Raw genomic sequence first — 23,131 nt, 5'->3', positions numbered from 1 at the left:
TTTATATATCTTTCTTTGTAGGTGGTGCGTCTTGTAAGTTTTTTTGCAGATCATTAAACAATTTATTTAACTCGTTGGTTATTCCATTTAGTCGTTCTTTAAACTCAGGCATTTGGGTATTGAGTTTTTCCCGCATAGCTCTTAGCTTTTCCTCCATAGCAGGTAAGGATTGTTGCAGCTTATCAACCGAATCATTTAAATTTTTTCCAAACACATCGCTAAGATTTTGGAAATTCCCAAGTGAATAGGTAAGCTCGCGTGCTTCAGTGATGACTCCTATAGTTTCTTTATAAAGTACTTTCCATTCCTTATTCTCTTCAACAAGTACAGTTATAGTAGGTATCTCTATAGTTTTTTTAGTATTTTCATCTATTAAAGTAATAGTCGTCTTAATTTTTGCCTCATCATCTTCAAGGGTTACCCCTTTATCTAACTTAAAATCTGAGATATCAGGCAGCGGTGATGTAATTTCATCTCCTTTAATAGATTGGGAAGCGGTATATTTTTGCAGGGATTTTTCATCTCCTGCTTTTATAGCTGCCCAGAATTTTTCTGCTACTGCCTGCTGAGGCATTTGGGTAGCACTAAATACTGTGGTTACTTCTAAACATAGGGATAGGCATAAAATAAGAGTAAACGTAGATTTCATCATTTAGATCTCAAAAAAAGTTATAGGGATTCTATATTTATCTCTGGATTAAGCTTAATTTCCATTACTTGATAGCTCCAGATTACTTTACCAATATCCACCCAAGGTTGTGCTATATTTTTATTTCGTAAATCTTTTTCCCAATGATCTAAAGGGATTTCTACATTTTTAGCTTTAATAATAAATATAGAATCTTGTAAATCAGCTCCTATTCTAGGTCCCCAAAATGCAGTAACCTTACTAATAAATTTATGAAAGCGATAGGCATTAATATGGGGAGTAATTGCCACATTTGCCCACATGGATTGAACTCTTCCCCAATTAGGGGCAAGTAACCTGCCTTCTTGATTGATAAAAGGAAGCCAATGTTCTTTTCCAACTTTATCTATATAAGTTAGGGCTAAAATGTGGTTATAGCCCTGAAAGTGATCGTGAAGGTAAAAAGCGTGGGGGGTAATACCTAAAAAAGCATTAGATAATGTAAGGATTTGATTACTAATTTGAGAGACTAGCTGGCCTATTTCTTCTGTTGTTTTAATATTTAAGCGGTAAAAAACGCCATAGTGAATAGAACTATTAAGTTGTAATAACAGAATAAGAATTAAAAACTTAGCAATTCGAGTGGCTTGTTTTTGCCCTGTTCCCGCATGGCGGGCATATAATTCATCAATAAAACCATTACTTTTATCGCTAGTACTTAAAGATAATGAGCATTGCTTATCACAGGTGATTCGAGTGCGGTTATCTGCCACTTTCCGATATACCCATTTTCCTAAATGATAAATCCCAGGAATACTCATCATCCAGCCTAAAGGAGCAATATATTTCATTGCTTTAAAAATCTGAATATAGGTATCCATTCCAGAATAAACCTTACCATGGGAATCCATACTATAAAGATCTTTAAGAAGCTCCATTTCCGTAAATTTGCTGACTTGTGGATATAATCCCCGATGATCTTGTAGTCCTTTAAAAGACACTCCATTTAGCCCATCAAAATGGTGAATCATAATAGCAGTGCGATTACATAATGGGCAATTTTGATCATATAAAACAGTGAGTTTTGGATTACCAAATTGAAGCCAAGTTTTAATATTTCGCCACCAAGCAAAAGGTACCATGAGACAATAATAGGCAAGCATAGCAAATCCAAAAGGATAGATATTCAAGGTAAAAATAATTCCTAAGTGAAGAGCTGATCCATAAATCAGTATAGGTACTCGAAAAATTCGAAAGTAGCAAATAAAAATAAAAATAAATTCAAAAATAACAATGGAGTGACTTATTAGTTTTTGTAACCCCTCAAAATTTAACAGCCAATTCATATTAATGGCAGAAATATAATAAGGCATAATGGCTGGCACCCATACCCCAAGTCCATTTTGCCATTGGGGTGCAAAAAGTTTATGAATATCAGAATCTAAATAAACCAGCCCAATGGAAATAGCTAAAGGTAGGTAATAACTTAAAACTGAAGTAGTTTGAGGTGGAGTATAGTGATTTTTAGGCGTAGAGAAACTGAGTTTAGCTCTTAAGTTATCTAAAGATAGCCCCCTTTCCGTAGGCAAGAAAAGTAATAAAAATCCTGTGCTAATCATTAATTGATCAAATCCTCCATCGAAATTACGCCACATGGGAGTAAAAATGGTGAAAATAACCCAGAAAAAATAATTAACTCCGGCTGCAAATCGAGTACGATAACCCAGTATTAAAAAGAGTGCAGCAATCCCCCAGAATAATAAAAATAAATGAATAGTTGGAGAGGCAATTTCCACGTTGGGGGTAGGATCAAAAATAAGACTACGAAAATAATAGAGAAAAATAATTTCTTGAAAAATAACTAATCCAAAAAAAATACGAAAAACAGCCAGTCCAGTTACCGGCACTTGCTTTTGGAGTCCTTGGTAAATTGCAGAGCGTAATTTTTGATATAACATGGGGTAATGGGGAAAATTAGCAACAATTTATCTTTTCAAAAAAATACTAACCATCATAATACATTAGCCTAAATACTCTTAAAAGAATGAATAAAATAAGTGAGATCATTGATCAATTCCATATTCAAGCAGCTATTTTCGATCTAGATGGCACCATGATTGACAACAACAACTATCATTTAGAGAGCTGGCTTATCTCTTTAAGGAGTAAAGGAGTATCCATTACTGAATCCTTTTTTAAGGAGCATCTGAGCGGAAAGACGAATAAGGATACCTTAGAGATTGTATTTAATCGTAAAATGACAGCCGATGAAGCAATGGTGCTTACTCTTGAAAAAGAGGAAATTTATCAAAAAATATATCAACCTTACATTAAAGAGGTGCAAGGTCTTAGCTCAATTCTAGATTTTCTTAAGGAAAATAAAATAAAACTGGCCATTGCTACTTCTGGAGTACTTACCAATATTAATTTTATGTTTGACCATTTGCCTATAAGGCAATACTTTGAAGAAGTAGTTTATAGTGCAGATATTAAAAAAGGAAAGCCTGATCCTGAAATTTATCTTCTAACCGCCCAAAGATTAGGTGTTAAATCTCAGTACTGCTTAGTTTTTGAAGACTCTATTGCAGGAATTGCCTCTGGACAAGCGGCAGGAATGAAAGTAGTGGCATTGACTACGACCAATACTAGAGAAGAATTGGCTAAGGCAGATTATATTGTTGAGAACTTTATGGATTTATTATAGAGCTATCTCTATAAAGAAGCATAGATTTTATTTTTCAAGCCGCACCATAAATAATAATACAGCAAAATAAATATTCCTAAAGAAAAAGGGATAATCGCTAGATGTTTATAAGTAATAGGATAAATAATTATAGATTCATCAATTTCCAAGAACTCTACAATCATCCAGCAGGAATTAGCACTAATCCAAAAAATAACGGCAAGATTATGGCATAGCTCTGCAAATATATTTCGGGTATGCAGAGTAATGATTATAGCGGCTATTAGAGTCGGAAAAATCATAGCAATTCCTAAAGGTTTCCAAATTAAACACCAGCTAATGTCCTTAAAGAGCCAAAATAGGATATGGAGATTTTCTAGTTTTCTAAATTTAAGAGGAATCGAATAAGTAGATATAGGTTCTTCCACAGTACTATACACCTTCATAGAAGCAAGATAAATTAAATAACATTCTTAAATTTTTAATTACTTTATTTAGCAATTTACACCTCATGGATAAAAGTTATCACCCACAAGAAATTGAACAGCGTTGGTACCAGCTTTGGGAAAAAAAGGGTTATTTCTCTCCCCAAGGAGATATACCTTATTGCATTATGATCCCCCCTCCTAATGTGACAGGTCATCTTCATATGGGCCATGCCTTTCAAGATACCTTGATGGATATTTTAATCCGCTATCATCGAATGAAGGGAAATAATACCTTATGGCAAGTAGGAACGGACCATGCAGGCATTGCCACTCAAATGGTAGTAGAAAGGCAGCTCAATAAAGAAGGAAAAACTCGCCATGATTTAGGTCGAGATTATTTTACCCAACGAATTTGGGAATGGAAAGCCCAATCAGGAGGAACTATTACTCGCCAACTTCGCCGTATGGGGGCTTCGGTAGATTGGGATCAAGAATGCTTTACTATGGACGAAAGTTTATCTCGAGCAGTAGCTACTGTTTTTGAGCAGCTTTTTGATGAAGGGCTTATTTATCGAGGAAAGCGACTTGTTAACTGGGATCCGGTACTCCATACTGCCATTTCTGATCTAGAGGTACTTTCAGAAGAAGAACAAGGTCATCTTTGGCATATGCGCTACCCGCTTACTGAAGGCAGTGGCTATATGATTGTTGCTACTACTCGCCCAGAAACCATGCTTGGAGATGTAGCTGTGGCCGTTCATCCAGAAGATTCTCGCTATCAACATTTTATTGGAAAAACGCTTACTCTTCCTCTTACCAGCCGGGTGATTCCAATTATCGAGGACAGTTATGTAGATCCAGAATTTGGTAGTGGTTGTGTCAAGATCACTCCAGCCCATGATTTCAATGACTATGAAGTGTGGCAACGGCATCAAGATAGATTATCTACTCAGCCTCATGGAGGATTAATTAATATCTTTACTGTAGATGCCCATATTAACGCTGATTTACTTATTCCTGAAAAATATCAAGGCTTAGATCGGTTTGAAGCAAGAAGGCTAATTATTGCAGATTTAGAAAATGCTGGACTTTTAGAAAAAACTGAAGAGCATAAGCTGATGGTGCCTCGCAGCGATCGCTCTCAAGCAGTAGTTGAACCTTATCTAACAGATCAATGGTTTGTGAATGCTAAAACATTAGCAGAACCTGCAATTCAAGCAGTCAAAGAAGAAAAAATAAGGTTTATTCCTGAAAATTGGAACAAAATTTATTTTCAATGGATGGAGAATATCCAAGATTGGTGTATCTCTCGTCAAATTTGGTGGGGGCATCGTATTCCTGCTTGGTATGACTCGCAAGGTAAAGTCTATGTAGCAGCGAGTGAAGAAAAAGTAAGAGAAAAATATCATCTCTCTGGTGATCTTGTGCTTATTCAAGATGAGGATGTACTAGATACTTGGTTTTCTTCAGCTTTGTGGCCCTTCTCTACCCTAGGCTGGCCTGAAGATACGGAACGATTCTGTTCTTTTTACCCTACCAGTGTGTTAATTACTGGCTTTGATATTATTTTTTTCTGGGTAGCACGGATGATTATGATGGGACTAAAATTTACTGGACAAGTTCCTTTTAAAGAAGTATATATTCACGGTCTCGTGCGGGATTCAGAAGGGCAGAAAATGTCCAAGTCTAAAGGTAATGTACTTGATCCTTTAGATTTAATTGATGGCATTGATTTAGAATCTTTGCTTGCCAAACGTACCACAGGGCTAATGCAACCAGCTCTTGCAAAGCGTATTGAAAAAGCAACTAAAAAAGAATTTCCTCAAGGTATTCCTGCTTTTGGCTGTGATGCACTGCGGTTTACCTTTGCCATTTTAGCTACAGGCGGGCGAGATATTCGCTTTGATTTAGGACGAATTGAAGGCTATCGCAATTTCTGTAATAAGCTCTGGAATGCGGCTCGCTTTGTATTAATGAATGTGGATTCAAGTGTTGCTTATTCTGAGCAAAAAGTAGCTTTAGGCATGCCAGAGCAGTGGATCTATTCCTGCCTTCAGCTTACTATCCAGCAAGTTACTGATAGTTTTGCAAATTATCGCTTTGATCATGGTGCTCAAGCACTCTATGATTTTACTTGGAATGAATATTGTGATTGGTATTTAGAGTTTGCTAAACCCACCTTAAATAGTCCTGATACTTCTGAAGCTCAAAGACGAGGCACTTGTCAAACCCTGATTGAGGTTTTAGAAATCCTATTACGCTTACTACATCCTATTATTCCCTTCATTACAGAAGAAATATGGCAACAGGTTTCTCCTTTATCTACTCATCATGGAGAAACTATTATGAAACAGCCTTATCCTACAGTAAGTCATAACCAAATTAATCAAAATGCGATTGAGGAAATAAATTGGGTGATTGGTTTTATTACTGAAATACGCTCGATTCGCTCTCAAATGAATGTGCCGCCTAATAAGCAGATACCTATTTTACTGAAATCTCCTGTAACTAATGATCGTATAAAGGTAGATTCCCATAGTTCATTACTAAAAACTTTAGCTAAGATAGATTCTATCCATTGGTTCAGTGATAAGACCCCTCCCCCTTCTGCGGCTGCTTTAATAGGCAATCTTGAAATTTTTATCCCTCTAGCAGGGCTAATTGATGCTCAAAAAGAACTAGCAAGGTTAGAGAAGGAAATAGAAAAAACCCGTAAAAATCTAGCACAAATTCAAAATAAATTAGCCAATACTAACTATATAGAACGAGCACCTGCTGAAGTAGTGGCAAAAGAGCGGCAAAAAGCAGAAGAACTAACAGTAACTTTAAAAGCTATAGAAGAGCAACATACTAAAATAGCAGCACTAAAAGTTTAATTTTTTAAACCATATCAATACCTATTTAATGTCAAATTTAATCCTGCTTTTTTTGTGCCTTTTCTTAGGCTTTCTATTAAGAAAATTTAAAATTTCCTCAGAAGAAACCCCGCTTGTATTAAATCAATATGTCATATATATCGCTTTACCCATGATGGCACTATACTATCTACCAAATATTACGGTAAGTCCGGAATTGCTCTTCCCTGTAAGTGTTGCTTGGATAGGGTTTGCTTTTGCTTGGCTATTTTTTACTCTGCTAGGTAAAAAACTCAATTGGTCCCGAAATCTGATAGGTGCACTCATTCTCACCAGTGGCTTAGGCAATACCTCCTTTGTAGGTATTCCTGTTATTAGTGCTCTTTATGGCGCAGAGGGATTACAAACTCTTATTATGGTAGATCTTCCGGGATCTTTTGTAGTGCTCTCTACTTTAGGAATTATGGTTGCTACCATTCACTCTGAAGGAGAAGCTAACTTTTTTCAAATTGGAAAAGCAGTTTTAAAATTTCCACCCTTCTTGGTTTTTTTAATCGGGTTTACCATGGCATTATTTAGTTGGCATTTTCCAGAAGTTATTAAGAATGCCATTAAACCACTGGCAGATACAGTAGCTCCTATTGCTTTGATTTCAGTAGGCTATCAGTTAAAAATAGAATTAGAAAGTGGGTACTGGCGTTATATTTCTATTGGCCTGTTTGTGAAATTAATTTTAATTCCACTTACCATCTATAGTCTCTACAAATTTTTGTTTGATCAATCAGGGATCCCTTTTGAAGTCAGCGTTATGGAGGCTGCTACCGGACCTATGATTACTGGATCTATTATTGCTATCTCCTACGGGCTACGTCCTAACTTAAGCTCTATGATGGTAGGTATCGGAATACTAACCTCTTTTATAACTATGGCTGGTTGGTACTTTATTCTAAAGCTGGGATAAAGCTATTATAATTTAGTTAAACTAGCGTCCTCTACTCCAAACACCGGCCCCTCTATCACCACCGCCCCCAGTTGGTGCACTTCCCATTCCTCCACTGCTACCACCAAAGTTACGAGTACCACCATTAAATGAAGGTACCGATCCAAATCCACGGTTACCACTATTAAAGGAAGGGGCCGACCTAAATCCTCCCGATCTTATTTGTGGTACTGGCTGCCTCATCGTAGGTGCAGATCTTTGAATTATTTGAGGATTTGCTCCTCTATTATTCATTGATCTTTGAGTATTTTGATTAAATTGGGGTACTTGCTGCTGATTTGTTACGCTAGGCATAGATCTAGGTATAGTCACATTAGATCGTGGAGCTGGGATATTATTGCGATTAAATTGGAGAATACGCTGAGTTGCAGCACTAGGTGGTGTAATTGTTTGGGGGGCAAGTCGTGTTCCACCACTATTCTGAGTATTTTTATTAAAATTAGGTATTTGTTGTCCTGCTATAGAAGGAGTATTAGATCTAGGGGCAAGAGATTGGCGGTTATTGGTAGTGGGTCCTTGAATATTATTACGATTAAATTGGGGAATACGCTGAGTTGCAGTACTAGGTGGTGTAATTGTTTGAGGAGCAAGCCGTGTTCCACCACTATTCTGAGTATTTTTATTAAAATTAGGTATTTGTTGTCCTGCTATAGAAGGAGTATTAGATCTAGGGGCAAGAGATTGGCGGTTATTGGTAGTGGGTCCTTGAATATTATTACGATTAAATTGGGGAATACGCTGAGTTGCAGTACTAGGTGGTGTAATTGTTTGAGGAGCAAGCCGTGTTCCACCACTATTCTGAGTACTTTTATTAAAATTAGGCACTTGCTGCCCTTGCACAGAAGGAGTATTTTTCTGAATAGATCTAGGAGCAATAGATTGACGATTATTGGTAGTAGATCTTTGAGTATTAGGATTAAATTGAGGGATTTGCTGATTTGTTACTTTAGGTGTGGCTCTTTGTATGGTTTGAGGGGCAATTCGTTGACCATTATTTAATAACTTTCCTTGGGCATCTTTATTTAAACTTGGAATTTTTTGTTGGTTATTTATAGAAGGAGTATTTCTTTGTATCGTACTTGGGGCTAATTGATTTCCCCTATTACCTATACCTGTAAAGGATCTTCCATTGCCATTGCGATTGTTAAGATTAGGAATAGCTCGATCTCTTACTGAAGGAGTATATCTTTGTCCGCCACCTCTATAAGGAATTCTATTGCGATCATATCCATCAAGCCGCCCATAACTACGATGGTGCCACCTCATAGGACCTCTATGACGACCATAACCATAGAGTCCATAGGGATAATAAAAACTATTAAAATAGGCTATTTGTGAATAGCCATACATCCAATTAATCCCACCAAAAAAGAAACCAGTCCCAATAGAAATTCCAACTCCTCCCCAAGCAAAACCACCCCCCCAGCCGGGATATAATCCATAGCCAGGCCAAGGATTCCACCAAATAGGCGGGTAAGAGGGCCACCACCAAGGACCATATACTATGGATGGATTGTAGTAGGGAACATAGATAACTTCTGGATTAGGTGATTGAACAATGATGGTTTGCTCTTTGGAGCTTACTTGATATTTATCATTAGATTTTAAATTACCTGCCTCTTTTGCTTTTTTGCGAAGATATTGAACCCGATTCCATAATTCTTTTTCTTGATTTATAAATGCATAACCTAATCGTTGTACCCAATCCAAGTTATCGTGCATGGTAGATAAAATTTGAGGAAAAGCCACCATAGATTTTACACTTGGATCCCAATCTCTATTTTCAACTGCTCTCACTGCTGCAGATCCTTCTAAAGTAGGATTTTCACTTGACCATTTAGCAGCCTCACTTATAGCAGTAGGATAAGTAGAAGCCATCAGTAGCTGGGCTAATAAACTATCAGGATAAAGAGCGATAGGTGCTAATATTTGATCAAGCTCTTCAGTAGTAAAAGCCTCATTTTCCTCTGCACTAACAGATGGAGAGAAAATTAAAGCAAAAAATATAATGACTATTGTATAAAATAAGCTTGCTTTAACTTTCATAGCACTTTCCCTTATATATTTGTATTTTTGAAGGGGATTATCAAAATAAATATTAAGGCTGCTGAATTAAATTAACCTTAATAATTATCTCTTATGACTAACTCAGAATCATTAGTCCTTATGTAGTAGGGTTGAATTAATCGAGGCTAAGTAAACATGAACAGAAAGAGGCGGTAATATTACCGCCTCTAGTAAGAATAGAATTTTATTATACTAATCTAAAAATTAGTCTTCTACTACATTTAAAGAACCAGGTAGGTGAATTCCTTTAGGATGGAGATGACACCAGATAGTGAAAGCACCTGTTTTATTTGCAGTTAAATTAATTGTTGCTTTCTCTCCAGCTTTAATGGTTTCTTTAATACCATAAGCATCAATAGCAAACCCTTCGCTAATAGGAGATTTATTATCTACCGTGATTTTGACAGTATCACCTTTATGTACTACAAGACCAGCAGGCTGATTGAGTACATGGAATTCACGAATATTTTTAATCGTCACTCCTTCTACTTTGAGTTCTGGAATATTGATATCATCAGCTTCCATTACTACAGTAAAATCAACTTGTTTTGCTTGAGCAGCACCTACAAATAATGCACTTAAAAAACCAATTAGTATTGCTTTAGTTACTTTCATAACTTAATATTCCTCAACCTAAATTTAATAAAAATTTATTATAAAAACTAAGAGTTATTCCTAACTAGGCTAGAAATAGATCATAGTTAGCTTTATTACTATTGAATAAAGATTTTTACCCAAATACTTTAGAGAGTAAGTATAATAATGTCAATTAATATTGGTCTAATCCAAATAGGAGTAGAGCTATTTCATTAAGTATGATGTTCTTCTAAGTTCCGCTTACGGTGGAGTAGTTGATTAACCCAGCTACCTATTTTATCAAAGATAGCGGTTATCATAGATGCTCCTTCACCCAAATGCCAAGATTCGGCATGGGCTAGCCGCACTCCGCCCAATTGATCTTCAATAGATTGATAATGATGTTTAATGGCTTCTAAATGGGTATGAAATTCTCTTTCAAATTTCCTATGGCCATCGATAATGTTATGTTCTAGTTGTAGAAATCTCTGATTAAATTCTATTAATTTTAATTCTAAATCCTCGATTTTTTCTCTATGAACTGCTCGTTTATCTTGATTACTACCTATATTTAGATTTTGTTCAAGCTGATCGATATCCTGCCCTAATTTTGCAAGTTCTCTTCCTGATTCAATTAACCTTTCTTCAATATTCATGGCACTACCCTCCCGGATAAAATAATTTAAAAAGGTATTTAGAATACATCTATAAGAGTACTCCATATTCCCAGATAAAGAAAGGAAAGATTTTAATTTTTTATAAAAACGAAAATATATTAGTTTAAGTAACTTAAATTTTCTATTGCAGAAATAATTAAGATCCAATAGATTAGAAAAAAGGGATGCCTATTGTTTAATCACTAAGAATATAGAAATTAAAGCATCCCTTTATGATTTAGAGCTAGGTATGATGTCCAAGATTTCGATCACGACGGAATAAGTGAGTGACCCATTGACCAATACCGTCAAATATTGTTGTACCAATAGGTAAATTCTCACCTAAATGCCATGATTCTGCATGAGCTAAATGGACATCTCCTAGCTGTTTCTCAAGGTGGTGATGACGATGTTTAATCGCTTCTAAGTGTGTATGAAATTCCTTTTCAAATTTTTTGCGCCCGCAAGTGATATTACTTTCCAACTGTAAAAATTGATGTTTAAATTCCTTTAATTTTATTTCCAGTTGCTCAATTCTTTCCCTGTGTACGGCTCGCTCATTTCTGTTTTTCCCTACGTTAATATTTTGCTCGAGCAGATCTAGATCCTGCTCTATCCTTGCAAGTTCTCTCCCAGCTTTTATAAGTCTCTCCTTAATACTCATTAATATGCCCTCCTAAAATAATAATTAAATAAAGGCATTTATAAAAGTAGACCAATTTTTTTAAATTTAAAGAAAATATAATAAAAAATTAGCGATTAGCAAAAATATCTACATGATGTTTCATGTGATCAGCAACAAATGTACTGACAAAATAATAGCCATGATCATAATTTTTATGGTACCTCAATGTAAGAGGCTGGTTTGCTGCTTTACAAGCAGTTTCTAAACGATCTGGGCATAGTTCTGAAAAAAATTCATCATTTAATCCTTGATCAATTAGAGGCTCTGGTATCCGGCAACCATCTTCAATCAATGCGGTGGTATCATATTTACGCCAAAGTTGGCGATCTTCTCCTAGGTAATTTCTAAATGCTTTTTGCCCTAATGATGAGTAGATAGGAGCAGCAAGGGGAGCAAAAGCAGAGACAGAACAGTATAGTTTTGGGTATTTTAAAGCAAAGATTAAGGCACCGTGACCACCCATAGAATGTCCCCAAATTCCTATTTTATTACTATCTACCGGAAATTCTTCAAGCACAAGCTCATAGAGTTCTTGGGTAATATAACTTTCCATCTTAAAATATTGAGACCAAGGAGCTTGAGTGGCATCAAGGTAAAATCCAGCCCCTGCCCCTAAATCCCAGCTATCAGTTTCGCCAACAATTCCTGTTTGCCTTGGGCTAGTATCTACACTAACCAAAATAATGCCGTATTCTGCAGCCAGTCGTTGAGCCCCAGCCTTGATCATAAAGGTTTCTTCTGTGCTAGTTAGACCTGCTAAGAAAAATAGTACAGGTACTGGACCTTGTTTTGCTAGGTGTGGTATGTAAGCAGAAAATCGCATAGGTAAACCAATCACTTTAGATTGATGCTGATAATAATATTGAGTACCACCAAAACAAGCATGAGAACTACAGCCTTCCAACATAATATTCCTCCAATACTATTATATTAATAAACTACTACTGCTCGAATAGATTTACCTGCTTTCATTAAATTAAAACCTTCATTAATATCTTCTAAAGCTAAGGTATGGGTAATTAAAGAATTGATATTAATTTTTCCTTCCATATACCAATCTACAATCTTAGGTACATCAGTTCGACCTCTTGCACCCCCGAAGGCAGATCCTTCCCACTTTCTCCCTGTAACCAATTGGAATGGACGAGTGCTAATTTCAGCTCCTGCAGGAGCCACCCCAACAATAATGCTTCGTCCCCATCCTTTATGGGTGCATTCTAATGCTTGGCGCATCACTTGAGTATTACCTATACATTCAAAACTATAATCTGCTCCCCCACCAGTAAGTTGAATAATAGTATCCACTACATTTTCAACCTCATTAGGATTAACAAAATCAGTCATCCCAAATTGGCGAGCCATCATTTCTCTATTTGGATTAGTGTCAATACCAATAATCCTATTAGCACCCACCATTTTGGCACCTTGAATCACATTTAAGCCAATGCCACCTAACCCAAAGACAGCTACATTCGCACCTACTTCTACTTGAGCGGTAAAAACTACTGCTCCAATTCCGGTAGTTACCCCACAGCCGATATAACATACCTTATCGAAAGGAGCGTCCTCACGAATTTTAGCTAAAGCAATTTCTGGAATCACACTATAATTTGAGAAAGTAGAGGTACCCATATAGTGAAATATGGGTTTATCTTTAAAAGAGAAGCGAAAAGTGCCATCAGGCATTAATCCTTGCCCTTGAGTCTGACGAATAGCTTGGCAGAGGTTAGTTTTTTTTGATAAACAAAACTTACACTCACGGCACTCCGGGGTGTACAAGGGAATGACGTGATCTCCTACTTTTAGGGATTTCACTCCTGTACCCACTTCTACCACTACTCCTGCACCTTCATGACCAAGAACCACGGGAAAAAGCCCTTCAGGATCGGATCCAGAAAGGGTGTAATAATCCGTATGGCAAATGCCTGTAGCTTTAAGCTCTACTAATACTTCACCCTCTTTAGGACCTGTAAGCTCTATCTCTTCAATTGCAAGAGATTTATTTACCTCCCAGGCGATCGCAGCACGTGTTTTCATAGGTAGTTACTCCTATATCAATTCTTAAATTAAAGAAATAACTAAGTGTACCCTATAAGTACTAGGGTAGCACTTAGGAATTTTAAACGTTCTTGGTTGAATATCTAGCATGTTAACTTACCCTCTCAAACACAGCGATAAGCTTTAAATCAGCCTCAGGTTGTAACTCTAGGATAGGATGAATAGTTTGTTCATCAGTAAGTCCTGCTCCTTGCCAATGACTAAATACATAGCCTGATTTAGGGATAGCCTCTAGCTTAAGGGATAGATTTTTAAAATACTTACCCTGCCAAGGAAAAGCCAGTACTTTATCCATCAGTACCGCTGGACAACTAGCAGCAACTGGCTTTGTTAATTCATTATCCTTTAATCCTAGGTGAAGGGTATTTACTTTTAGCGCTCCAAAATCTGAATCATTTACGTCTATCTTAAGCTGATAAGTACCACTGAGTTCAAAAAAACTCTGTAGTTGCTGATACTGAATAGCGGGGCGTTGTTGAGCAAATCCAATCATTAAATTAATGCTCTTTTCCCATTCCTCTATGCTAAGTGGATATTTCCAGCGTTGAATATGGCGAGGGAGCTCTTTTTCTACTTCTCGTTTAGTGTTTTCTACGACATTCACCATTCGTTCTGGTACGAAAGTAGTATTCATTAAGTCGCTAAAGCGAGTAATAAATCTCTCTTTAAACTCAGGGTTTTTAAGAAGCGTAGAAAATATAAAGGTAAAAGGGTATAGTTCAGAATTGGTAACAGCTGCTCTTTCTAGTGATTTATTATAAATTTCTAAGAAAGTGGCATCTAAATCATAAATAAGCCAACGATATCTGCCATCAGTAGCAGGATTATTTTTATTATGCTCGCCTATATACTTCCAAAAGGCATAGTTATTTTGAGGCCAATCTGTATTAGCTAAGAAAATTTCGGCAATGTAATAATCAATAAAGCTGTCGATATCGATATATTTTTGAGCAAAATCTAAATTCTGATTTTCTTTTTGAGAGAATGCTTGATTAAGCTCGTCCCATTGTGCAAAATTTCCTTTCAAGAGTGCGGGGAGATCTTTGTTACTGGGGACTTCATTATTGGCTTTATTAGATAATATCTCTATTTTTTTTCGATGGGGTAGATGATAGAAGTGACTAACGTAGCGATTATCTTTTACATCTCGGATATTTCTAATGCCATAATATTCTCCATTTAAAAAAATATTACGATAACCGTAGGAGTTTTGGGTACCAAAGGATAATCCTTCTATAATTCTTTGAGCTGCAGTATCAGTAACAAAGTTGCTAGATCTAATGATTCCATGAGGTATTCCATCATGTCTAAAATTTAATCGTAACCCTGTTAACTTCTCTCCATTAGGGACAAAACCCTTTAGTGATTGTTTTTCCTTGAAATAGATTCTAAAGCTCTTATATGAATCCATGCGAGATCCATTACCATGGATTTTTAATTCCACGTTTAAACTAGGCGATAATCGATTTTGACTAATTTGCTCTATGGTAACTTTTACATGTTTACCTCTTCTATGCCAATTAGCGGGCGTACTACTTGCCCGAGAAAGTTTAAGCTGCTCTGGTTCAGTAGCAAGCCAATCATCATAATCACGACCTGCTACAAATATTCCCTCATCATAATCAAATAAATCTTTCTCTGGTACAGTCAAAGCAATAATAGGTAAATCAAAGCTCTCTTGGCTACCAATAAAAAAGGTATGGGTAGCAATCGGGCTTTTTATTCCTAACTCATTAACAGCAATGGCTCTTACCGGAGTGCCTTTCGCTATTTTTTTTATTTTATTGGTATCGTAGGCTTTCCACGCACCCCACCAAGGCTGGGGAAAGTAATCTGGTTTTTCATCAAAGGTAGTAGAGATTTGAGAGATTCTATCAGGATCGTGGCTACGATCTTTAATGAGGATAGGTCGAGTATATTGGTAAGTTTTATAACGATGATATAGAAAGTTATCTTTGGGTTTATTAGGGGGTTGCTCGTAGTTATTTTTATAGCGATAGGTACTGCCCTTTAAGTTATTGGGATCGGGCTCAGAGCCATCTAGGGTGTAGTAGATTTTTACATTGCTATCTGGGTGGCTTAGGCTAAGTTTAAATTCTTTTTCATAAAATCCTGAGGGTTGAGAGAAGGCTACTTCATCTGGATTGGGGATGGTTATTTTTTGCTCTAGGATGGCTTGTGAAGTTGTCTCTGCTTTTAAAGATGTTGTACTAAATAGACTTATTAGTAATAGTACTTTTATTTTATAGTTCATGAAGGTGGTTTTGAGGATAGCGGCGTATATTTAAAACTATCCATAGGTTTATGAAATGATCGACGAATAGTTGGGGTAAATTGAGTGTTTTTATGAGCTAATTTAAGCAAATTCACACCTATGCTATACTTCGAACATTTACTTACAGGACGATGATGATTATGCTGTAGCCAACGATCTACGCTACTGCGTCCTGTAGTAGATTTTACTTCAATAATATACCGATTATAGGGTAAGTTATCTTCTTGTTGTTCAAAGGTAAAAAGGAGCTGGTGATCTACCGTAATCCGCTCAACGCTCTGTTTCGAAACCAAAGTTAAACGTTGGTAGTTAATTTGAATACTCGGAATAAAATCATTAGCTAATGTGTAAGCATAATGTTGATGTATTCTCTCACTAAGAAACCCGAATAATGATTCTGGCAATTTCTTTGTTTGATAAGTTTCTATATCAATAGGTAGTCGATATTTATAAGTCATGCTTCGAGCTTCTCTAATTTTTACCTCGAAGAAAAATAAATTACTTTCTAGGTAATAGCGAAAGCGTACCTTAAAGCGTTTACGTCGATCTTTATTATGATCATAAAAAGTACGTAAATTTGGGCTATCCCAATAAATATTATGATAGGTAAAATTCCTAATGCCATTGATTTTTAATATACAAAAATCATTTTGCATTGCCTCTAGAAAAACAATGAGTGTATCTGTATCTAAAACATACTTGTTATTAGCACGCTGCATTAATTCAGCACGATCTTTTAGCTCAGCTAAGCTAATTCCGATAAAGCCTTGAAGAGTATTCTTAAACTCCATAGATCATGAAATTTTGTAGCTAATTTCTATTTTCACGACTTCAGTAACATAATTTATGGAAAGGACTTTTGCAGAAATTACTTCTACATTGAGTCTTTGTGATAGTTCTTTATATAAAAGCTCAGATTCGGCTAGAATATTTTGTGGGATAGAATCTAAAGTAATATTGATTTGTCCGGTATAGCGGAATATTTTAGGATGGTCTACTAAATAGACTAGTCCTAATACAATAGTCAGTATCGTAATTACAAAACTAAGGCTAGCCCCTCCTATTGAGGTAATGACTGCGATAGAAATACTACCAAAAAAATAAGCAATACTGGATTTATCTATTGCCTCAGAGCGTAGATTAAATAGGGCAAGAATTGCGAATAAACCAAAACCTGCCGCAATACTAAAATCTACGTTAGATAGGATAGATAGAACCCCAAAAGTAAAAGTATTAAATAAAGCTGCAGCTAGCGTGATTTCTTTATTTTTATAGCGTGGCCAAAACATACCAAACAGTAAAATAGCTACTGCTAGCGTGTTTATAGTGAAACTGATTAAAAGTTTAATAGATTCAGCTTCTAACATAATATTTTTTCATTAAATTTATATAAAATAAGTAAGAGGGAGGAAATTTATTCTACTAACTTCATATATTATAATAAATAGAGAAATTCAAAGTGTTTCTAATTGAATATCTAGCATGTTAACTTACCCTCTCAAACACAGCGATAAGCTTTATATCAGCCTCAGGTTGTAATTCTAGGATAGGATGAATAGTTTGTTCATCAGTAAGTCCTGCTCCTTGCCAATGACTAAATACATAGCCTGATTTAGGGATAGCCTCTAGCTTAAGGGATAGATTTTTAAAATACTTACCCTGCCAAGGAAAAGCCAGTACTTTATCCATCAATACCGCTGGACAACTAGCAGCAACTGGCTTTGTTAATTCATTATCCTTTAATCCTAGGTGAAGGGTATTTACTTTTAGCGCTCCAAAATCTGAATCATTTACGTCTATCTTAAGCTGATAAGTACCACTGAGTTCAAAAAAACTCTGTAGTTGCTGATACTGAATAGCTGGACGATCTCGAGCAAAATTAACCATAGTATTAATATTATCTTGCCAAGCTTCTATGCTAAGTGGATATTTCCAGCGTTGAATATGGCGAGGGAGCTCTTTTTCTACTTCTTGCTTAGTATTCTCAATAATACTAATCGTTCGTTCTGGTACGAAAGTAGTATTCATTAAGTCGCTAAAGCGAGTAATAAATCTCTCTTTAAACTCAGGATTTTTCAATAAAGTAGAAAATATAAAAGTAAAAGGATCTTGGGTAGGATTAGCAATCGCAGCTACTTTTAAAGATTCGTAATTAACCTCCTGAAGAGCAGCATCTAAATCATAGAGTAACCAACGGTATCTACCATCTGAGGCTGGGTTATCCTCATTATATTTTCCTAAATATTTCCAAAAAGCATAGTTATTCTGGGGCCAATAATCCTTATTAGCTAGGAAAATCTCTGCAATATAGTAATCAATAAAGCTGTCGATATCGATATATTTTTGAGCAAAGTTTATACTTTGATTCTCTTGTTGATCAAAGGCTTGGTTAATTTTTCTCCATTCTTGAAAATCTCCTTTTAAAAGAGAGGGCAAATCCTTATTAGTTGGAATTTCATTATTAAATTTATTGAATAGTAGTTTTATTTTTTTTCGATGGGGTAGATGGTAGAAGTAACTAAGATAATGAGTATCTTTTACATCTCGGATATTTCTAATGCCATAATACTCCCCATTTAAAAAAATATTGCGATAACCATAAGAGTTTTGAGTGCTGAACGATAACCCTTGGGCTATCCTTTCAGCTGCTGTATCGGCTATAAAATTAGTTGCCTTGTTTCCAATTCTAAAATTAAACCGTAATCCTTTTAAATTCCCCCTTTCAGTAACAAAACTATCTAAAGATTGCCATTTTTTTAAATAAATTCTAAATTTTTTATCTGAATCTGCACGGGAACCATTTCCATGAATTTTTAATTCAATACTTAAAACAGCTGAAGATTGCCCCTGGTTAATTTGTTCTAAAGATGCTTTCTTTCTATTAATTAACTTACCTTTTTTATGCCAATTAGCAGGAATTCTAGCTTCAGTACCTAAATTTTCAGGACTAGAAGCAAGCCAATTATCATAATCATGACCTGCTACAAATATTCCCTCATCATAATCAAATAAATCTTTCTCTGGTACAGTCAAAACAATAATAGGTAAATCAAAGCTCTCTTGGCTACCAATAAAAAAGGTATGGGTAGCAATCGGGCTTTTTATTCCCAACTCATTAACAGCAATGGCTCTTACCGGGGTGCCTTTGTAGCTATATGCAGGAGATTTATATGTTATTAATGGGATAAACTCTTTTGTATGTAAAAGTTTTATTTCTCCTGTAGAGATTTTATAATATTTACGCACTAATCTATTACCAAGTGTATTTATTTGCTCAAAAACTCGATTTATATAAAATATTGTGCTATCCAGTTTGTTACTGATAGGAAAATAAAAAGGCCATTTATCTGTTGTGGTAGAGATTTGAGAGATTCTATCAGGATCGTGGCTACGATCTTTAATGAGGATAGGTTGAGTATATTGGTAAGTTTTATAACGATGATATAGAAAGTTATCTTTGGGTTTATTAGGGGGTTGCTCGTAGTTATTTTTATAGCGATAGGTACTGCCCTTTAAGTTATTGGGATCGGGCTCAGAGCCATCTAGGGTGTAGTAGATTTTTACATTGCTATCTGGGTGGCTTAGGCTAAGTTTAAATTCTTTTTCATAAAATCCTGAGGGTTGAGAGAAAACCACTTTATTAGGGAATTGGGCTTCTCCTTGAGGAACATTACCTGCTTTTAGATATGCTGTACTAAATAGACTATAAGTAATTAATAAAAATAGGATTTGTATTCTATAGTGCATGGGGATGGTTTTGAAAATTCTAATGTATTGATAGTGAGACTAGCTTATTCATTAAAGCTATTGTTCTCAGTGAATTAACTAAATACTGATAGTTAATAAAGTAACATCAATTTCATAGAGTGACACTAAAATCAATAAAACTCTTTTCTTGCTATGTATTATAGATAGTTTTTATCTTATACTCTATGAAATCTACCTCTTATCCCATGAATATCCATTCCTTCCACAGTTTCCGTCTCTTTATCTAAGAACTTTCTCAGCCTCCATAGATTTACTGATTTCCATTAGATTTATCTAACGTATAAAATACAGCTGCTGCAATGATAAACACTAGTAAAGATTGACTTCTCATGATAGATTTCCCGTTAAGATAGAAAATCCATAGTAAATTAGCTATAAAACTCTAATAATAACTATTATTCAATAGATTCTTTTTTCATTAAATTCTACTAAGTACTCTATTTCTGAATTTAAGCCCTATCTTATCTATCGCACAACTTAACAATAATTTGAGTCTCTATTACTACATTGGGAACTAATACGATCTTCAATAACAATAGATAGATCAAGCAGCATAATATGAAATTTACTGTTAAAGAGTTTAAAGATTGGAAAAATAAGGCAATTACTCTGCTCGGTATGTCTGGGGTAGGAAAAACCTATCTTGCCTCTATGCTCTATAAGTATAATTGGTTTCATTATTCTGGAGATTATCGAATTGGTGCTCGTTACTTAGATGAACCTATTCTTGATAATATCAAGCAACAAATGATACATATCCCTTTTTTAAGGGATTTGCTCCGATCGGATTCGATCCATATCCGCAATAACATTACCGTAGATAACTTAAGTCCCGTGTCTAGTTTTTTAGGAAAATTAGGTAATCCAGAATTGGGAGGATTAGGATTAAAAGAATTTAAACATCGGCAAGAATTACACCGGCAAGCAGAAATTGCTGCGATGAAAGATGTGCCTGAGTTTATCCAAAAATCCTATAGTATTTATGGTTATCATCATTTTATAAATGATGCAGGCGGAAGTATTTCAGAGCTAAATGATACTAGTGTTCTAGCCATTTTAGCACAGCACACTTTGATTTTATATATCAAAACTACTGAAAAAGATGAGCAAGCACTCATTAAACGTGCCGAAGAATATCCCAAGCCTCTCTATTTTAGAGAAGATTTTCTAGATGAGCAGCTTGCCCAATATAGTAAAGAAAAAAAGCTCCCATATATAGCTTTAATAGACCCTGATGAATTTGCTCGTTGGGTTTTTCCTCGCTTATTTTATACCAGACTCCCACGCTACCAAGCCATCGCAGATAGTCTTGGCTATACTATTACTACGAATGAGCTTGCAGAAATAAATGATGAAAAAAATTTTTTACAATTACTAGAAACTGCAATCGCAAGACAAATTTAATAACACACAGCTTATTATGCCTTTAGTTGCTAACTCTGATTTACCCACTTTTGAGCGATTAAGACAAGAAGGGGAAACGATTATTCCCAAGGAAGTGGCTATCCGCCAAGATATTCGTGGAATGCATATTGGATTGTTAAATATGATGCCAGATGCAGCTCTTGCTGCAACTGAGAGGCAGTTTTTTCGTCTCATTGGTGAGAGTAATCAAATTGCTCAATTTTATTTACACCCTTTTACCCTACCGGAAATTAACCGTAGCCAAGAAACAACTGAATATATTAAAAAATACTATCAACCCTTTGAACAACTTCAAGAAGAAGGATTAGATGCGTTAATTATTACAGGTGCTAATGTTACTCAACCCCAACTTTCCTTTGAACCATTTTGGGAGCCCTTAATTAAGATTATTAATTGGGCTTATGATAATGTCACCTCTACCTTATGTTCCTGTCTTGCAACCCATGCAGTGCTAGAGTTTCGTTATCATCAACCACGCCAAAGACTGCCTGCTAAACGTTGGGGTGTTTTCTCTCATCAGGTTGTGGATCGAAACCACCCCTTAGTTCGGGGAGCAAACACTCGTTTTGATGTACCTCACTCCCGATTTAATGATATTAGTATGGATCAATTTAAAAAAGCAGGCATTCATATCCTAGCAGAGAGTGGAGAAGGAGGAATCCATCTGGCAGTCAGCGAAGATCTATTTCGAATTGTATTTTTTCAAGGTCATCCAGAGTATGACAGTATTAGCCTGCTAAAAGAATATAAACGAGAAGTATTGCGCTTTGCTCATAAACAACGAGAAGATTATCCTCCTTTCCCTAAAAATTATTTTTGTTTAAAAAGTCAGGCGATTTTAGAAGAATATAAAGATCAAATTATCATGGCTAGAGATAATAGTGCACTTATCCCTGATTTCCCTGAATCATTGGTTGTAACCCCTTTAGATAATACGTGGCACGACACAGCAGAAACTGTATTAAATAATTGGATTGGTAATGTTTATCAGGTTACTCATCATGATCGCTGCATTCCTTTTAAAGAAGGAGTAAATCCTTATGATCCTTTAGGGTTGCGTTACCAAAATGCTACTATTTCATAGGCGTACTTACAGGTTTCCATTGTTTTGTTAAAGCAATTGCTTCATCAATCTGTTTTTTTGTCATTTCTTTAGCGATGGAATCTCTAAATTCAGTTGCTTCTTTATCTCCCTGCTCTGCTGCAAGATTAAGCCAAAAATAGGCCTGTACATTGTTTTGAGCAACTCCATAGCCATCGCTATAGAATTCTCCTAGTTTAATTTGAGCCTGTGCTAAACCATGATTGGCTGCTTCTCGATACCACTTAATAGATTCTTCTGAATTTTCTTCAACACCATAGCCATTTTCATAAAAATAACCAAGATTGAATTGAGCCTCATAATCTCCATCTTTAGCTGCTTTTTTAAACCAACTGATTGCTATTTCATAACTTTGTGGCACCCCATTTCCTTGATAGTACATGACTCCTAAATTAAACTTACCATCTATTCCAATTTGTTGAGCAAATTTATCAAACCATTGTTCAGCTTTTTTAGTATCTAAGGGTAACCCATGTCCATTAGCATACATTAACCCCATATAATACTGGGCATTTTTATTACCCTTTTCAGCAAGAGGTTTAAGCTCTTCAAGGGCTGTGTTGTAATCTTGACTCTTATAGGCTTTTCTACCTAGATCAAGATGGGCTGAAATTTGAGGATCTTCTTTCTTCTCAATAGGAGTAAGCTCTTTAAACTCATAAGTAGGTTCTTGTTCATCAGCTCGAGCAAATGAGAATAAACTTAGAAATAAAATTAAAAATATTATCTTTTGGTAGGGGTCAAATTTTATTGCTTGGTACATTAAGCGTGAAATCTCCTGCATGAATTTTTTGGTATAAAAAAGTAAATTTTTTACACTTTATGTATAGATTAATTAAACTAAATTAAGTACATTTATCATCCTTGATTTTTTTAACTCTTCAATTAAACAACTTAGGATTTAGAAATCAATTATATAAAGGGT

General features: G+C 35.6%; 19 protein-coding genes. 5 read left to right on the top strand and 14 right to left on the bottom strand.

The genetic code is table 11. The features are described 5' to 3' along the window. Nucleotide 1 precedes the first annotated feature (1 nt). Both NSCAC_RS03170 and NSCAC_RS03165 read right to left on the bottom strand, forming a co-directional pair. Nucleotides 2–652 carry a hypothetical protein gene (locus tag NSCAC_RS03170; RefSeq protein ID WP_197744976.1) on the bottom strand — a complete coding sequence of 217 codons (651 nt, stop codon included), beginning with the start codon at nucleotides 650–652 and terminating at the stop codon, nucleotides 2–4. Nucleotides 653–669: 17 nt separating this feature from the next. Then, entirely contained in the window at nucleotides 670–2,586 is a 1,917-nt protein-coding gene (locus tag NSCAC_RS03165; RefSeq protein ID WP_197744975.1) for a DCC1-like thiol-disulfide oxidoreductase family protein, read from the bottom strand. Between the two features lie 86 nt (nucleotides 2,587–2,672). On the opposite strand from NSCAC_RS03165, the gene NSCAC_RS03160 reads away from it, so the two are divergent. Continuing rightward, complete coding sequence (locus tag NSCAC_RS03160) at nucleotides 2,673–3,332, top strand: HAD family hydrolase (RefSeq protein ID WP_197744974.1); 660 nt, start codon at nucleotides 2,673–2,675, stop codon at nucleotides 3,330–3,332. Nucleotides 3,333–3,340: 8 nt separating this feature from the next. Here NSCAC_RS03160 and NSCAC_RS03155 read toward each other — a convergent pair whose 3' ends face one another. Next, on the bottom strand, nucleotides 3,341–3,757 hold the full coding sequence (locus NSCAC_RS03155) for a hypothetical protein (protein WP_197744973.1): 417 nt from the start codon (nucleotides 3,755–3,757) through the stop codon (nucleotides 3,341–3,343). Nucleotides 3,758–3,822: 65 nt separating this feature from the next. On the opposite strand from NSCAC_RS03155, the gene NSCAC_RS03150 reads away from it, so the two are divergent. After that, nucleotides 3,823–6,615, top strand: coding sequence for a valine--tRNA ligase (locus NSCAC_RS03150; RefSeq protein WP_197744972.1), 2,793 nt, complete (start codon nucleotides 3,823–3,825; stop codon nucleotides 6,613–6,615). Between the two features lie 28 nt (nucleotides 6,616–6,643). Further along, nucleotides 6,644–7,555, top strand: a complete 912-nt coding sequence (locus NSCAC_RS03145) for an AEC family transporter (RefSeq protein WP_197744971.1) — start codon at nucleotides 6,644–6,646, stop codon at nucleotides 7,553–7,555. Between the two features lie 21 nt (nucleotides 7,556–7,576). Here NSCAC_RS03145 and NSCAC_RS03140 read toward each other — a convergent pair whose 3' ends face one another. From NSCAC_RS03140 to NSCAC_RS03095, 10 genes are all read right to left on the bottom strand, one after another. Next, on the bottom strand, nucleotides 7,577–9,640 hold the full coding sequence (locus NSCAC_RS03140) for a DUF3300 domain-containing protein (protein ID WP_197744970.1): 2,064 nt from the start codon (nucleotides 9,638–9,640) through the stop codon (nucleotides 7,577–7,579). 225 nt (nucleotides 9,641–9,865) lie between these two features. Continuing rightward, nucleotides 9,866–10,276, bottom strand: coding sequence for a nitrosocyanin (locus NSCAC_RS03135; protein WP_197744969.1), 411 nt, complete (start codon nucleotides 10,274–10,276; stop codon nucleotides 9,866–9,868). Nucleotides 10,277–10,470: 194 nt separating this feature from the next. Beyond that, nucleotides 10,471–10,893: a hypothetical protein gene (locus NSCAC_RS03130; RefSeq protein WP_197744968.1), complete on the bottom strand. Its 423-nt coding sequence runs from the start codon at nucleotides 10,891–10,893 to the stop codon at nucleotides 10,471–10,473. A 244-nt stretch (nucleotides 10,894–11,137) separates the two neighbouring features. Beyond that, nucleotides 11,138–11,557: a hypothetical protein gene (locus NSCAC_RS03125; protein ID WP_197744967.1), complete on the bottom strand. Its 420-nt coding sequence runs from the start codon at nucleotides 11,555–11,557 to the stop codon at nucleotides 11,138–11,140. Nucleotides 11,558–11,645: 88 nt separating this feature from the next. Next, a complete protein-coding gene (fghA, locus tag NSCAC_RS03120) occupies nucleotides 11,646–12,485 on the bottom strand; it encodes an S-formylglutathione hydrolase (protein ID WP_197744966.1) in 840 nt (279 codons plus the stop codon). A gap of 23 nt (nucleotides 12,486–12,508) precedes the next feature. Further along, a complete protein-coding gene (locus NSCAC_RS03115) occupies nucleotides 12,509–13,615 on the bottom strand; it encodes an S-(hydroxymethyl)glutathione dehydrogenase/class III alcohol dehydrogenase (protein WP_197744965.1) in 1,107 nt (368 codons plus the stop codon). 112 nt (nucleotides 13,616–13,727) lie between these two features. Then, nucleotides 13,728–15,890, bottom strand: a complete 2,163-nt coding sequence (locus NSCAC_RS03110; protein WP_197744964.1) for a CotH kinase family protein — start codon at nucleotides 15,888–15,890, stop codon at nucleotides 13,728–13,730. After that, nucleotides 15,887–16,702: a VTC domain-containing protein gene (locus tag NSCAC_RS03105; protein WP_197744963.1), complete on the bottom strand. Its 816-nt coding sequence runs from the start codon at nucleotides 16,700–16,702 to the stop codon at nucleotides 15,887–15,889. Before NSCAC_RS03105 ends, NSCAC_RS03110 begins: the two co-directional genes overlap by 4 nt. Nucleotides 16,703–16,705: 3 nt before the next feature. Then, entirely contained in the window at nucleotides 16,706–17,278 is a 573-nt protein-coding gene (locus NSCAC_RS03100; RefSeq protein WP_197744962.1) for a DUF4956 domain-containing protein, read from the bottom strand. 118 nt (nucleotides 17,279–17,396) lie between these two features. Beyond that, on the bottom strand, nucleotides 17,397–19,658 hold the full coding sequence (locus tag NSCAC_RS03095; protein ID WP_197744961.1) for a CotH kinase family protein: 2,262 nt from the start codon (nucleotides 19,656–19,658) through the stop codon (nucleotides 17,397–17,399). Nucleotides 19,659–20,237: 579 nt separating this feature from the next. Here NSCAC_RS03095 and NSCAC_RS03090 point away from each other — a divergent pair. Together NSCAC_RS03090 and metA are read left to right on the top strand one after the other, a co-directional pair. Beyond that, nucleotides 20,238–21,083 (top strand): ATPase, encoded by an 846-nt coding sequence (locus NSCAC_RS03090; RefSeq protein WP_197744960.1) that lies wholly within the window; start codon nucleotides 20,238–20,240, stop codon nucleotides 21,081–21,083. 16 nt (nucleotides 21,084–21,099) lie between these two features. Beyond that, nucleotides 21,100–22,188 (top strand): homoserine O-succinyltransferase MetA, encoded by a 1,089-nt coding sequence (gene metA / locus NSCAC_RS03085; RefSeq protein WP_197744959.1) that lies wholly within the window; start codon nucleotides 21,100–21,102, stop codon nucleotides 22,186–22,188. Here the strand turns inward: metA and NSCAC_RS03080 are convergent. Further along, entirely contained in the window at nucleotides 22,178–22,969 is a 792-nt protein-coding gene (locus NSCAC_RS03080) for a tetratricopeptide repeat protein (RefSeq protein ID WP_197744958.1), read from the bottom strand. The genes metA and NSCAC_RS03080 overlap by 11 nt on opposite strands. Nucleotides 22,970–23,131: the final 162 nt, after the last annotated feature.

Source organism: Candidatus Nitrosacidococcus tergens (genome assembly GCF_902810445.1).
GTDB classification, from domain to species: domain Bacteria; phylum Pseudomonadota; class Gammaproteobacteria; order Nitrosococcales; family Nitrosococcaceae; genus Nitrosacidococcus; species Nitrosacidococcus tergens.
The sequence above is the reverse complement of the archived record's forward strand: the minus strand, read 5'-3'. Positions and strand labels throughout refer to the sequence as shown.

What these genes read in the sequence shown, in the direction of transcription:
- NSCAC_RS03170 (WP_197744976.1), bottom strand. Translation starts at nt 652, where the DNA reads ATGATGAAATCTACGTTTACTCTTATTTTATGCCTATCCCTATGTTTA.
- NSCAC_RS03165 (WP_197744975.1), bottom strand. Translation starts at nt 2,586, where the DNA reads ATGTTATATCAAAAATTACGCTCTGCAATTTACCAAGGACTCCAAAAG.
- NSCAC_RS03160 (WP_197744974.1), top strand. Translation starts at nt 2,673, where the DNA reads ATGAATAAAATAAGTGAGATCATTGATCAATTCCATATTCAAGCAGCT.
- NSCAC_RS03155 (WP_197744973.1), bottom strand. Translation starts at nt 3,757, where the DNA reads ATGAAGGTGTATAGTACTGTGGAAGAACCTATATCTACTTATTCGATT.
- NSCAC_RS03150 (WP_197744972.1), top strand. Translation starts at nt 3,823, where the DNA reads ATGGATAAAAGTTATCACCCACAAGAAATTGAACAGCGTTGGTACCAG.
- NSCAC_RS03145 (WP_197744971.1), top strand. Translation starts at nt 6,644, where the DNA reads ATGTCAAATTTAATCCTGCTTTTTTTGTGCCTTTTCTTAGGCTTTCTA.
- NSCAC_RS03140 (WP_197744970.1), bottom strand. Translation starts at nt 9,640, where the DNA reads ATGAAAGTTAAAGCAAGCTTATTTTATACAATAGTCATTATATTTTTT.
- NSCAC_RS03135 (WP_197744969.1), bottom strand. Translation starts at nt 10,276, where the DNA reads ATGAAAGTAACTAAAGCAATACTAATTGGTTTTTTAAGTGCATTATTT.
- NSCAC_RS03130 (WP_197744968.1), bottom strand. Translation starts at nt 10,893, where the DNA reads ATGAATATTGAAGAAAGGTTAATTGAATCAGGAAGAGAACTTGCAAAA.
- NSCAC_RS03125 (WP_197744967.1), bottom strand. Translation starts at nt 11,557, where the DNA reads ATGAGTATTAAGGAGAGACTTATAAAAGCTGGGAGAGAACTTGCAAGG.
- fghA (WP_197744966.1), bottom strand. Translation starts at nt 12,485, where the DNA reads ATGTTGGAAGGCTGTAGTTCTCATGCTTGTTTTGGTGGTACTCAATAT.
- NSCAC_RS03115 (WP_197744965.1), bottom strand. Translation starts at nt 13,615, where the DNA reads ATGAAAACACGTGCTGCGATCGCCTGGGAGGTAAATAAATCTCTTGCA.
- NSCAC_RS03110 (WP_197744964.1), bottom strand. Translation starts at nt 15,890, where the DNA reads ATGAACTATAAAATAAAAGTACTATTACTAATAAGTCTATTTAGTACA.
- NSCAC_RS03105 (WP_197744963.1), bottom strand. Translation starts at nt 16,702, where the DNA reads ATGGAGTTTAAGAATACTCTTCAAGGCTTTATCGGAATTAGCTTAGCT.
- NSCAC_RS03100 (WP_197744962.1), bottom strand. Translation starts at nt 17,278, where the DNA reads ATGTTAGAAGCTGAATCTATTAAACTTTTAATCAGTTTCACTATAAAC.
- NSCAC_RS03095 (WP_197744961.1), bottom strand. Translation starts at nt 19,658, where the DNA reads ATGCACTATAGAATACAAATCCTATTTTTATTAATTACTTATAGTCTA.
- NSCAC_RS03090 (WP_197744960.1), top strand. Translation starts at nt 20,238, where the DNA reads ATGAAATTTACTGTTAAAGAGTTTAAAGATTGGAAAAATAAGGCAATT.
- metA (WP_197744959.1), top strand. Translation starts at nt 21,100, where the DNA reads ATGCCTTTAGTTGCTAACTCTGATTTACCCACTTTTGAGCGATTAAGA.
- NSCAC_RS03080 (WP_197744958.1), bottom strand. Translation starts at nt 22,969, where the DNA reads ATGTACCAAGCAATAAAATTTGACCCCTACCAAAAGATAATATTTTTA.